We start from the raw sequence: 11,797 nt of genomic DNA, 5'->3' as shown, positions 1-11,797 counted from the left end.
GGGTGCGGGGGCCGCGGACCGGCTCGGTAACCTGAGCCCGCTGACCAACCCCGTTTCGCCCACGTTCTAGGAGTTGCCGCCGCCGTGAGCAGCAGCCTTCGACGCGGCGCCCTCGCCGCCGCCGCCATCGCGTTCTCGATCGCCTCGCTCGCCGCGTGCGGCGCCGGCAACAACGCCCAGACGCTGGAGGTCAAGCCGGACAACGCGGCCACGGCCGTCGGCGACATCAAGGTCCAGAACGCGATCGTCGTCACCCAGCCCGACCTGGAGTCCACGGGCCCGGCCGTGGTCTCCGCGACCGTGTTCAACAACGGCCGCACCGCCCAGACGCTGGACTCCATCACGGTGGACGGCGCCGGCGAGTCCGTCGAGCTCACCCCCGCGAAGGGCAAGGGCAAGCTGACCATCCCGGCCCATGGGTCCGTCGTCATCGGGGGCAAGGGCAACGCCTCCGCGGTGCTGTCGAGCACCCCCGAGGCCGTCAAGGACGGCAACGCGCAGAAGGTGACGTTCGCCTTCAGCAGCACCGGTGACGTGAGCCTGCGGGCGTTCGTCGTGCCGGCCGAGAGCTACTTCGAGAAGTGGGGCCCGAGCAAGATCCCGCAGGGCCCCTCGCAGAGCCCCAGCCCGTCGGAGAGCGCCAAGACCCCCTCCGGCTCCCCGTCCGGGAGCCCCTCGGGCACGGCGTCGGAGGAAGCGGGCGGCGGCGACTCCGTCGGCACCGACCCTGGCTCGTCGGCCTCGTCCTCGTCCTCGGAGACCCAGGGCTCCGCCGGGCACTGAGCCCCGCACGCACCCACACGAAAGGGCGGCACCCCGCACAGGGGTACCGCCCTTCTTGGTGTCCTGTATACCGGCAGAACCGGCTCACGGCTCGAACTTGTACCCCAGCCCACGCACCGTCACCAGATACCGAGGCGCACCCGGGTCCGGCTCGAGCACCACCCCCGACGCACCCCTCGCACCGCTACGCGGGCTTCGGAGTGCTGCGCCGGGCTCCGCCCGGCGACCCGTACCCAGCCCGATCTTTACGGCTCGAACTTGTACCCCAGCCCACGCACCGTCACCAGATACCGAGGCGCACCCGGGTCCGGCTCGATCTTCGCGCGGAGGCGCTTGACGTGGACGTCGAGGGTCTTGGTGTCGCCGACGTAGTCGGCGCCCCAGACTCTGTCGATGAGCTGCATACGGGTCAGTACGCGTCCCGCGTTGCGCAGGAGCATCTCCAGCAGGTCGAACTCCTTGAGGGGCAGGTCGACCTTGGAGCCGGAGACGGTGACGACGTGACGGTCGACGTCCATGCGGACCGGGCCCGCTTCCAGAGCGGCCGGGGCCACTTCCTCGGGCTCGCCGCGGCGGCGCAGTACGGCCCGGATGCGCGCCACCAGCTCGCGCGAGGAGAAGGGCTTGGTGACATAGTCATCGGCTCCTATTTCCAGGCCCACGACCTTGTCGATCTCGCTGTCCTTGGCGGTGACCATGATCACCGGGACGTTGGAGCGGCCGCGCAGCTGGCGGCAGACCTCGGTGCCCGGCAGCCCGGGCAGCATGAGGTCGAGCAGGACGAGGTCGGCGCCGTTGCGCTCGAACTCGTCGAGACCGTCGGGCCCGGTGGTCGCGATGGCGACCTCGAAGCCCTCTTTGCGGAGCATGTAGGACAGGGCGTCGGAGAAGGACTCCTCGTCCTCGACGACGAGCACTCGGGTCACGGAAGGACCTCCGGGGCGGGAAGCGGTTCGTACGGGGATGAGTCAGTAGGGGGTCGTCCGTCCTCATCGTCGAGGTCCGGGTGCTGGGATGCGCGGTCGCGGGCCGCGCCCGCCTCCGGCAGTTTGAGGGTGAACGTGGAGCCCTGACCCTCGGAGCTCCACACCGTGACCTCCCCGCCGTGCGAGGCGGCCACGTGCTTGACGATCGCGAGACCCAGGCCCGTACCGCCGGTCTGGCGGGAGCGGGCCGGGTCGACGCGGTAGAAGCGCTCGAAGACGCGCTCCTTGTCCTTCTCCGAGATGCCGATGCCCTGGTCGGTCACGGCTATCTCGATCAGGTCCCCGCCCGGAGCGCTCACCCTGCGGGCGGCGATGCCGACGCGGGTGCGGGCGGGAGAGTAGTTGACGGCGTTCTCGACGAGGTTGCCGAGGGCGGCGGCGAGCTGTCCGCGGTTGCCCCACACGTGCAGGTCGGCGGTGCCGCCCACCCGTCGCCCGCCACCACCCTGATCGAGCCCTCCGGGCGCCCAAATATTCGAAGCCATGGTGATCTGCTTGGTGCCGGCCTGGTGGCGGCACCGGTCGATGGCCTCGGCGACCAGCTCGTCCACGCGTACGGGCTCGGCGTCCTCCAGCGGGTCGTCGTTCTGCACGCGGGACAGGTCGATGAGCTCCTGTACGAGGTTCGTCAGCCGGGTGGCCTCGATCTGCATGCGCCCGGCGAAGCGTTCCACCGCCTCGGGGTCGTCGCTGGCCCCCATGACGGCCTCGGAGAGGAGGGAGAGCGCCCCGACGGGCGTCTTCAGCTCGTGGCTGACGTTGGCCACGAAGTCCCGTCGTACGGCCTCTATGCGGCGGGCCTCGGTGAGGTCCTCGACCAGCAGCAGGACCAGCCGGGAGCCCAGCGGGGCCACGCGCGCGGACACCGCGAGGGCCTCGCCGCGGCCCGTGCCGCGTCGGGGCAGGTCCAGCTCGACCTGGCGTATCTCACCGTCGCGCCGCGTGTCCCGGGCCATCAGCAGCATGGGCTCGATGGCGAGCTTTCCCCCGCGCACCAGCCCGAGGGCGTACGCGGCGGAGCTGGCCTTGACGACGGCGTCGCCCTCGTCGAGTACGACGGCGGAGGAGCGGAGCACGGACAGCACCGTGTCGACGCCGGGCGGCAGCACCGCGTCCGTGTGCAGGGAGGTCCTGGTGGGACGCTTCTGCTCGCGTTCGCTCCAGCGGAACGCCAGCATGGCGATGACACCGGTGAGAACACCGGCGATCGCTGCCGCTGCGGCGACCGCCGCGTTCACGTCCATGCGAACAGGTTAGGCACGACGTCCTGCCCGGCCACAGCCATCGGAGTGCGAGCTCGAACACTCGTCGCCCAGAGTTCACCTTGGAGCCAGTGCCGGTTCATTTGGGATGCCGGAAACGGACGCGTGCGGGGCAGAACGTGGCAGCGTGGGGTGCACCGGGCCTGTGGTGACCGGCCAGGAGGCGCCGTACGCGGCGGTGTCCGATGGTGGACGTGGCTGGTGGAAACCCCAGAACCCCTGGAATCCCCGAAGGCGACGCAAGAGAAGAGGAACCCCTGATGCGGGACGCGTACCACGAGGAACTTGACTCGATCGGCGATGACCTGGTCGAGATGGCCCGCCTGGTCGGGTCGGCGATCGGGCGCGCCACGACGGCGATCCTCGACTCCGACCTGAAGCTGGCGGAGAACGTGATCGAGGCCGACACCAAGGTCGACGACCTCCAGCACAACCTGGAGGCGCGCGCGATAGCCCTGCTCGCCCGCCAGCAGCCGGTCGCGACGGACCTCCGCATAGTCGTGACGTCGCTGCGCATGAGCGCCGACCTGGAGCGTTCGGGCGACCTGGCCCAGCACGTGGCGAAGCTGGCCCGCCTGCGCTTCCCCGAGCGCGCGGTCCCGCGGGACCTGCACGCCACGATCCTGGAGATGGGCCAGCTGGCCCAGCGCCTGATGGCGAAGGCGGCGGAGGTCCTCATCACGAAGGACGTCGACCTGGCCCTGCAGCTGGAGCAGGACGACGACGAGATGGACCTCCTCCACCGCACCCTCTTCCAGCACCTCATCGACGACCGCTGGAAGCACGGCATCGAGACCGCGGTGGACGTCACCCTGCTGGGCCGCTACTACGAGCGCTTCGCCGACCACGCCGTGTCCGTGGCCAAGCGTGTGGTGTACCTGGTGACGGGCGAGCACGCGGACGACATCCAGCCGGAGATCCAGCCGGTGGGCGGGGTCGAGGGGGCGTAGGGCACCTGGGCGTGCGCGTGGTCCGGCGGGGCGTGCGCGAGCTTCAGTGCGCCGTTGATGCGCCCAGGCGAGCGGGCGTCCACTGGGCACAGGCACCAGCCTTCGAGGAGGGACCCATGGCCGAATCCCCGATCACGCCCGACCCCACCCAGGACCGCGACACGGAGCAGCCCACCGAGATCAGGACCCTGCCCCTGGTCGCCGCCTGCGGCTGCGGCTCGGGGTGCGGCTGCGGCTGCCAGTCGGGCAGCCCCTGCCAGTGCGGCTGACGCGCGGCGCGCCACGCAGGACGGTATGACGGTATGACGGTGAAGGGCCCCGGGACGATCCCGGGGCCCTTCACCGTCGTAGGGACTCGCATCTGCCAGTGGTCCGGGCGCAGCATGGAGAGAGGAGGTGAACCAACCTCCGAACCAACGCGAGCGCACCCGGAAGGAGGCGCGAGCCCATGACCCGGTTCATGGATGTCCACCACGACATGAAGGGCATCACCGCCGAGCAGCTGCGCGAGGCGCACCAGGCCGACCTCGCCATAGAGAAGGACGAGGGCGTCCACTTCGAGAAGGCCTGGGCGGACCCGGAGTCCGGCACGGTCTACTGCCTCTCCGAGGCCCCCTCGGCCGAAGCGGTCCTGCGCATCCACGAACGCACCGGCAACAAAGCCGACGAGATCCACCCGGTGCCGCTGACCGTGTGAGTGCCTGTTGTCCACGACGGCCCCCTGGCCGCGAGAGCCCGCGGACAGAGGGCCGGAGGCATGCGAAGCGGTCCCCAGGAACCAGAGTTCAAGGTTTCCTGAATTCAGGATCGCTTGTACCGTCATTGGGGTGCTCACCGCTCCCACAGACCCTGCCGCCGCAGACCCTGCCGCCGCAGACCCTGCCGCCACAGACATTGCTGCCACAGAGATTGAGGTGCTGGCCCGGTTCGGCAGGGCGCTCGCCGACCCCATCCGCTGCCGCGTCCTCCTCGCCCTGCGTGAACGCCCCTCGTACCCCGCCGACCTGGCCGACGCCATCGGCATCTCGCGCACCCGGCTCTCGAACCACCTCGCCTGTCTCCGTGACTGCGGCCTGGCGGTCGCCGTACCGGACGGCCGCCGAACCCGCTACGAACTGGCGGACCCCCGCCTCGGCCACGCACTAGACGATCTGCGCACCTCCGTGGTGGCCGTGGCCGTGGCCGTTGCGACCGACCGCACCTGCCCCGACGCCGACGACAAGGGCTGCTGCTGATGACCGCGATCTCGCTCGGCCCGTCCCCGGCCCGCCGCGACGCGCTCACCCGCCGGATACGACTGCTGGTCGCCGCGACCATCACCTACAACGTGATCGAAGCCGTCGTCGCCATCACGGCCGGCACGCTCGCCTCCTCCACCGCGCTGGTCGGGTTCGGCCTCGACTCCGTCATCGAGGTCTCCTCCGCCGCCGCGGTCGCCTGGCAGTTCTCCGCCCGCGAGCACGCCGTACGAGAAGCCCGCGAGAAGACCACCCTGCGCATCATCGCGCTGTCGTTCTTCGGACTGGCCGGTTACGTGACCGTCGACGCGATCCGCGCCCTGACCGGCGCCGCCGAAGCCGACCGGTCCATTCCCGGCATCGTGCTCGCCGCACTCTCCCTGGCGGTCATGCCGTTCCTGTCCGCCGCCCAGCGCCGCGCGGGGCGCGAACTCGGCTCCGCCAGCGCCGTCGCAGACTCCAAACAGACCCTGCTGTGCACCTACCTCTCGGCCGTCCTCCTCGTCGGCCTACTCCTCAACGCCACGCTCGGCTGGTCCTGGGCCGACCCCTTCGCCGCCCTGGTCATCGCAGCCGTCGCCGTCAAGGAAGGCCGCGACGCCTGGCAGGGCAAGGGCTGCTGCGCGACACCCAGCGCCCCCACGGCACCTGCCGTCAGCGCCGCCCCGGAAGCCTGCGGGTGCCGTCCCGGATGCGACTGCTGCAACTCGTCCTGAACGACGACGACCGCTACGGACCGGCCGAGCATGATGTCAGTTCTGGCAGGCGCAGCCCGACGCGGCCTTGGCCTCGGTGACGGTCACAGCGGAGTCGACGGAGCTCTCGGCCGAGGTACAGCAGGCACTGACGCCGCAGCAGGCGCCGGCAGACTCCGCCGCCTCCACCGACTCGGTGGAGGTGCTCCCGGTCAGCGGCTTGGTGGCGCGGACGATGGCGGAGTGCATGCCGTCGGCGACGGCATGGGTGGCGGTGATGTGGATGTCGGTGAACCCGGCGGCCTCCAGGCCCGCACGGTACTCGGCGAAGGAGAGCGCGCCGGCGATGCAGCCGACGTAGTCGCCGCGCTCGCCCCGCTGGGTGGGGGTGAGGTGGTCGTCGGCGACGACGTCGGAGACGCCGATCCGGCCCCCGGGCCTGAGGACGCGGAAGGTTTCGGCGAAGACGGCCGGCTTGTCGGTGGACAGGTTGATCACGCAGTTGGAGATGACCACGTCGATGGTGTTCGCGGGCAGCGGGACGGCCTCGATGGTGCCCATGAGGAACTCGACGTTCGTGGCACCCGACTTCTTCGCGTTGGCGAGGGCCAGGGCGAGCATCTCCTCGGTCATGTCCAGCCCGTACGCCTTGCCGGTGGGGCCGACGCGGCGTGCCGAGAGCAGAACGTCGATGCCGCCGCCGGAGCCGAGGTCCAGGACGCGTTCGCCCTCGCGGAGTTCGGCGACGGCGGTGGGGTTGCCGCAGCCGAGGGATGCGGCGACGGCCTCGGCGGGCAGGGCGTCGCGCTCGTCTGCGAGATAGAGGGTGGAGCCGAAGTTGTCATCAACCTCGATCGGCTCGGGCCCACAGCAGGAGGTACCGCCCTCGGCAACCTTCACGGCCGCTGCGGCGTACCGCTGACGAACGGTTTCACGCAGGTCACTGGACCGCTCACTCATGACTTCACTCCCACTGGCTGCTTGTATTGACGTTCATTGATTCAACCTTGCGCCTTGAATCGAAAAACGTCAACATAGAGAAATGTCGAAACAAGAGCTTGAGGTGATCGGTCAGGACGCCGCCTGCTGCCCGGGCCTGTCTGCCGCACCCGTGGACGAGGAACGCGCCGGGGAACTGGCCAGGGTGTTCAAGGCTTTGGGCGATCCGGTGCGACTGCGGCTGCTGTCGATGATCGCCTCGCGCGGCGAGGGCGGCGAGGGCGGAGAGCGCGGTGAGATCTGCGTCTGCGAGCTGACTCCGGCCTTCGAGCTGTCCCAGCCGACGATCTCGCACCACCTCAAGCTGCTGCGGCAGGCCGGTCTCATCGACTGCGAGCGGCGCGGCACGTGGGTGTACTACTGGGTGCTGCCCGGCGTCCTGGACCAGCTCGCCGCGTTCCTGACCACAGCGCAGACCGCCGGGGCGAGCACGTGAGCGAGGGCCGGGACGGGCACGTGAGCGCGGGCCAGGGCGAGCACGTGAGCGCGCCTCTCGGCCGCCGAGTCGCGGCCGAGGCCGTGGGGACGGGCCTGCTGGTGACGGTCGTCGTCGGCTCGGGCATCCAGGCCACCGAGCTGTCGCACGACGTCGGCGTACAACTGCTCGCCAACTCCCTCGCCACCGTCTTCGGCCTGGCCGTACTGATCACACTGCTCGGGCCGGTCTCAGGCGCGCACTTCAACCCCGCCGTCACCCTCGCCGCCTACGTCACCGGCCGCCGCCACCGCACCGGACCGACCCTGCGGGAGGTCGCGGTGTACGTGCCCGCGCAGGTGGCCGGGGCGATCGGCGGCGCGGTCCTGGCCGACGCCATGTTCGCGCAGCCGCTGGTGAAGTTCTCCACCCACGACCGCTTCGCCGGGCACCTGTGGCTGGGCGAGATGGTCGCAACCGCCGGGCTGATCCTCCTCATCTTCGGCCTGGAGCGCACCGGCCGCGCCACCCTGGCCCCGGCCGCCGTGGCCTCCTACATCGGGGCCGCCTACTGGTTCACCTCCTCGACCTCCTTCGCGAACCCCGCGGTGACCGTGGGCCGCGCCTTCACCGACACCTTCGCCGGAATCGCCCCCGCCTCCCTCGCCCCGTTCATCGCGGCCCAGCTGCTTGGCGCCGCGCTCGGGCTGGGCGCGGTGGCGGTCGTGTACGGACGCCCCGCTAGTGCGGCGAACGTCGTCGCGCCACAAGCCGAGCCCGAACCTGCCTCCCCCTGACCACCGCTCTCACCCCCAAGGACACCCGCCATGAGCACTGCCGCCCCGCGCCCCTCCGTGCTGTTCGTCTGCGTCCACAACGCCGGCCGCTCCCAGATGGCCGCCGCCTTCCTCACCCACCTCGCCGGTGATCGGGTCGAAGTACGCTCGGCCGGGTCTGCTCCCGCCGACAAGGTGAACCCGGCCGTCGTGGAGGCCATGAAGGAGGTCGGGATCGACATCTCCGCCGAGACCCCGAAGGTCCTCACCACCGAGGCGGTCCGGACGTCCGACGTGGTCATCACCATGGGCTGCGGCGACACGTGCCCCGTCTTCCCCGGCAAGCGCTACCTCGACTGGCAGCTCCCCGACCCGGCCGGTCAGGGAGTCGAAGCCGTCCGCCCCATCCGCGACGAGATCGAGAAGCGGGTACGGGACCTGCTCGACGAGATCGCCCCGCCGATCCATGCCTGACTGCCCCAACGGGCGTCCGCATCGAGTCCATTCGAGCAAGGCGCCGACACGACGCGACAACCCTAGGCGCCTCGCCTGGAAGTCGCCACCGAAGGGAAAGGGCGCCGCCAGGGGGCGCACGCAAGGCGCCGTTCGCAACGCCTCACTCAACTCGAAGGCCCCTAAAACCACGGTGTGCTCACGGCCAATTTACGTGCGCCTGCCTGCTGTTACATTCCCGTCCCGACCACACAAAACGGGAGTGGACCATGCGAACCAGAATAACCGGGGTTTTCGCTTCATCCCTTCTCGCCCTTGGCCTCCTGGCAGGCGGACCCGCCACGTCCGCGACCGCGGACTCCATCCCGAGCCTCAGCACCTGCACGAACATCGTGATGGGCACGGGAGCGAAGGGAGCTTGCGTCAAGTCCCTCCAGCATTCCTTGGCCGGGTACGGATACATCCTCGACGTCGACGGCGTGTACGGCTCAGAAACCCGAGCCACCGTTCTCGCCTTCCAACGCGTCTATCACCTCGCCGAGGACGGAATCGCAGGGCCTCAGACCATCAAGGCGCTGGACCGATGGGCCAACGCACCGCACCCGGACCCTGATCCCCGGCAAGCCCCCAACCCCGAGCGTGCCATCCAGAAGTGCGGCGTGACTGGCTGCACCTACTACGTCAGCAAGTCCGGGACCCGCGCCCTCGACAACTGGCTGAACGACCCCGAAACCAACCTTGCCGCAGACCTCACCTCGCGACAGGTATGCGGCGCAGCCGAGTGGGTCACCAAATCTCTCGGTGCGTTCTGCGACTACCAGGTGATACTCGGGAAGTACGTGCTGAGCACCGCAACCGGGAACGCGGTCGCGAACGACGCCTGCCTGGCGGTGAAGACGACATTCGCCACCGTGGGCGGGGTACTCGTACTCGCACCGGCTTTCAACACCGACAAGGGCAACAACTGCACCCCGTAACGGGCGCCAGGAAGGCTCTCGCTCAGGCACTCGCTCAGGCACTCCGGACGCCGCAGGGTCCGCCGCGCTGAGGACCCGCAGTGGGCCCAGGCCGCGAAAATGCCCCCGATCCGCACCATACATGCAGGTCGGGGGCATGATCACAAAGGTTACTTCTTCTTGCCCTGGTTCTTGACCGCCTCGATCGCCGCCGCGGCCGCCTCGGGGTCGAGGTACGTGCCGCCGGGGTTGACCGGCTTGAAGTCGGCGTTCAGTTCGTAGGACAGGGGGATGCCGGTCGGGATGTTCAGGCCCGCGATGTCGGCGTCCGAGATGCCGTCGAGGTGCTTGACGAGGGCGCGGAGGCTGTTGCCGTGGGCCGCGATCAGGACCGTGCGGCCGGCGAGGAGGTCCGGGACGATGCCGTCGTACCAGTACGGGAGCATGCGGCCCACGACGTCCTTCAGGCACTCCGTGCGGGGGCGGAGCTCCGGGGGGATCGTCGCGTAGCGCGGGTCGTCCGACTGGGAGTACTCGGTGCCGTCCTCGAGCGGGGGCGGCGGGGTGTCGTACGAGCGGCGCCACAGCATGAACTGCTCCTCGCCGAACTCGGCGAGCGTCTGCGCCTTGTCCTTGCCCTGGAGGGCGCCGTAGTGGCGCTCGTTCAGGCGCCAGGAGCGCTTGACGGGGATCCAGAGGCGGTCGGCGGACTCCAGCGCGAGCTGCGCCGTGCGGATCGCGCGCTTCTGGAGGGAGGTGTGCAGCACGTCCGGGAGCAGGCCGGCGTCCTTCAGCAGCTCGCCGCCGCGCGTCGCCTCCTTCTCGCCCTTCGCCGTGAGGTTGACGTCCACCCAGCCGGTGAACAGGTTCTTCTCGTTCCACTCGCTCTCGCCGTGGCGGAGGAGGATCAGCTTGTACGGTGCGTCGGCCATGGCCCTGAGCGTAATCCAACCCTTTGATCACTTGTGCGGGCGGTCACCAGGCGGACAGGGGCCCAACGGAGAAGGCGGACAGTTGACTGCGTTTGTTAATTGAGTGGCTTCCCCCAGGGCGCATTCGTAATGTGTGGTCGCTACTAGCGCCACTTACATCTGCCTGCGGGGGACCCCTATGCCAGTCGCCGCCCTGAGACGTGCCGTCCGTGAGAGTGTCTCGGGGTTGCCCCGCGAGTTCTGGTGGCTGTGGACCAGCACGCTGGTCAACCGGCTCGGTGGCTTCGTCGCCACCTTCATGGCCCTGTACCTCACGCTCGACCGCGGCTACTCCGCCTCGTACGCCGGTCTGGTCGCCTCCCTGCACGGGCTCGGCGGTGTCATCTCCTCGCTCGGTGGGGGCGTCATGGCCGACCGGCTCGGGCGGCGGCCCACGCTGCTCATCGCCCAGGCCGCCACGGCCGTGGCCGTCGCGCTGCTCGCCTTCGTGCGCGACCCCGTCGCGATCGCGGCCGTCGCCTTCCTGGTGGGCGCGGCCAGCAACGCCTCCCGGCCCGCCGTCCAGGCGATGATGGCGGACATCGTGCGGCCCGAGGACCGCGTACGCGCCTTCTCCCTCAACTACTGGGCGATCAACCTCGGTTTCGCCGTCTCGTCCATGGCCGCGGGGTTCATCGCCGAGGTCAGCTACGTGGCGGGGTTCCTGATCGAGGCCGGCATGACCATGGCCTGCGCGATCGTCGTCTTCGCCAAGCTGCCCGAGTCGCGGCCCGCGCCGGCGGTGAAGGTCTCCGGGCAGCACGAGGTCGGGCTGGGGACCGTGCTGCGCGACGGGCGCTTCATGGCCGTCGTCGGGCTGTCCTTCCTGGTCGCGCTCATCTTCCAGCAGGGCATGGTCGGGCTCCCGGTCGCGATGGGCGAGGCCGGCTTCACCCCTGCCGACTACGGGCTGGCCATCGCACTCAACGGCGTCATCATCATCGCCCTCCAACTCCCCGTCACCCGCTTCATCGAGCACCGGGACCCCCGCCGTCTGCTCGTGGTCTCGTCCCTCCTCGCCGGGTACGGCTTCGGGCTCACCGCCTTCGCCGGCTCGGTCGGCGTCTTCGCCCTCACCGTGTGCGTGTGGACCCTGGCCGAGATCGTCAACGCGCCCACCCAGACGGGCATCGTCGTACGCCTGTCGCCGGTGCACGGGCGCGGCCGCTACCAGGGCATGTACACCATGTCCTGGGCGGTCGCGGGGCTGGTCGCGCCGCTGATGTCCGGGGTCGTCATCGACCACTTCGGAGCCGAGTGGCTCTGGGGGCTGTGCGCGGTCGTGGGGACGGTGGCGGGGGTCGGGTACGGGG

15 protein-coding genes are annotated in these 11,797 nt (G+C 70.0%); 11 read left to right on the top strand and 4 right to left on the bottom strand.

From position 1 onward, the window contains the following. The first annotated feature begins 84 nt into the window (after positions 1–84). Positions 85–783, top strand: a complete 699-nt coding sequence (locus FNH08_RS31500) for a copper chaperone PCu(A)C (protein ID WP_322725826.1) — start codon at positions 85–87, stop codon at positions 781–783. A 245-nt stretch (positions 784–1,028) separates the two neighbouring features. On the opposite strand, the gene FNH08_RS31490 is transcribed toward FNH08_RS31500, so the two are convergent. Both FNH08_RS31490 and FNH08_RS31485 read right to left on the bottom strand, forming a co-directional pair. Continuing rightward, positions 1,029–1,709, bottom strand: a complete 681-nt coding sequence (locus FNH08_RS31490) for a response regulator transcription factor (RefSeq protein WP_043441515.1) — start codon at positions 1,707–1,709, stop codon at positions 1,029–1,031. Beyond that, complete coding sequence (locus FNH08_RS31485; RefSeq protein ID WP_152774929.1) at positions 1,706–3,013, bottom strand: sensor histidine kinase; 1,308 nt, start codon at positions 3,011–3,013, stop codon at positions 1,706–1,708. Before FNH08_RS31485 ends, FNH08_RS31490 begins: the two co-directional genes overlap by 4 nt. A 278-nt stretch (positions 3,014–3,291) precedes the next feature. Here FNH08_RS31485 and phoU point away from each other — a divergent pair, with 278 nt between their 5' ends. The 5 genes from phoU to FNH08_RS31465 all read left to right on the top strand — a co-directional run bounded on the left by phoU (position 3,292) and on the right by FNH08_RS31465 (position 5,935). Next, a complete protein-coding gene (gene phoU / locus FNH08_RS31480) occupies positions 3,292–3,981 on the top strand; it encodes a phosphate signaling complex protein PhoU (protein WP_152774928.1) in 690 nt (229 codons plus the stop codon). Positions 3,982–4,097: 116 nt separating this feature from the next. Further along, positions 4,098–4,250 (top strand): hypothetical protein, encoded by a 153-nt coding sequence (locus tag FNH08_RS51015; RefSeq protein WP_194238678.1) that lies wholly within the window; start codon positions 4,098–4,100, stop codon positions 4,248–4,250. A gap of 179 nt (positions 4,251–4,429) precedes the next feature. Continuing rightward, a complete protein-coding gene (locus tag FNH08_RS31475) occupies positions 4,430–4,678 on the top strand; it encodes an SCO4226 family nickel-binding protein (protein WP_152774927.1) in 249 nt (82 codons plus the stop codon). 196 nt (positions 4,679–4,874) lie between these two features. Continuing rightward, positions 4,875–5,216 carry an ArsR/SmtB family transcription factor gene (locus tag FNH08_RS31470; protein WP_322725828.1) on the top strand — a complete coding sequence of 114 codons (342 nt, stop codon included), beginning with the start codon at positions 4,875–4,877 and terminating at the stop codon, positions 5,214–5,216. Beyond that, a complete protein-coding gene (locus FNH08_RS31465; protein ID WP_152774926.1) occupies positions 5,216–5,935 on the top strand; it encodes a cation transporter in 720 nt (239 codons plus the stop codon). Before FNH08_RS31470 ends, FNH08_RS31465 begins: the two co-directional genes overlap by 1 nt. Positions 5,936–5,971: 36 nt before the next feature. Here FNH08_RS31465 and arsM read toward each other — a convergent pair whose 3' ends face one another. Then, on the bottom strand, positions 5,972–6,874 hold the full coding sequence (arsM, locus tag FNH08_RS31460) for an arsenite methyltransferase (protein ID WP_152774925.1): 903 nt from the start codon (positions 6,872–6,874) through the stop codon (positions 5,972–5,974). A gap of 82 nt (positions 6,875–6,956) precedes the next feature. On the opposite strand from arsM, the gene FNH08_RS31455 reads away from it, so the two are divergent. From FNH08_RS31455 to FNH08_RS31440, 4 genes are all read left to right on the top strand, one after another. Further along, positions 6,957–7,349, top strand: a complete 393-nt coding sequence (locus FNH08_RS31455; RefSeq protein WP_152774924.1) for an ArsR/SmtB family transcription factor — start codon at positions 6,957–6,959, stop codon at positions 7,347–7,349. Further along, entirely contained in the window at positions 7,346–8,125 is a 780-nt protein-coding gene (locus FNH08_RS31450; protein ID WP_407704490.1) for an aquaporin, read from the top strand. The genes FNH08_RS31455 and FNH08_RS31450 overlap by 4 nt, the downstream gene beginning before the upstream one ends. Positions 8,126–8,155: 30 nt before the next feature. Beyond that, a complete protein-coding gene (locus FNH08_RS31445; protein WP_152774923.1) occupies positions 8,156–8,578 on the top strand; it encodes an arsenate reductase ArsC in 423 nt (140 codons plus the stop codon). A gap of 248 nt (positions 8,579–8,826) precedes the next feature. Further along, the gene (locus FNH08_RS31440) at positions 8,827–9,534 is read left to right on the top strand and encodes a peptidoglycan-binding domain-containing protein (protein WP_152774922.1); all 708 of its coding nucleotides are present in this window, start codon (positions 8,827–8,829) and stop codon (positions 9,532–9,534) included. Positions 9,535–9,683: 149 nt separating this feature from the next. On the opposite strand, the gene FNH08_RS31435 is transcribed toward FNH08_RS31440, so the two are convergent. Beyond that, positions 9,684–10,445, bottom strand: coding sequence for a phosphoglyceromutase (locus FNH08_RS31435; protein WP_152774921.1), 762 nt, complete (start codon positions 10,443–10,445; stop codon positions 9,684–9,686). A 178-nt stretch (positions 10,446–10,623) separates the two neighbouring features. Here FNH08_RS31435 and FNH08_RS31430 point away from each other — a divergent pair. Continuing rightward, positions 10,624–11,797: MDR family MFS transporter (locus FNH08_RS31430; protein WP_152774920.1), on the top strand; the 1,174-nt coding region annotated here is incomplete at its 3' end.

Origin of the sequence: Streptomyces spongiae, from assembly GCF_009377185.1 — a bacterium.
GTDB classification, from domain to species: Bacteria; Actinomycetota; Actinomycetes; order Streptomycetales; family Streptomycetaceae; genus Streptomyces; species Streptomyces spongiae.
Note: the sequence above shows the minus strand (reverse complement) of the source record. Positions and strands in the feature narration are given on the sequence as shown.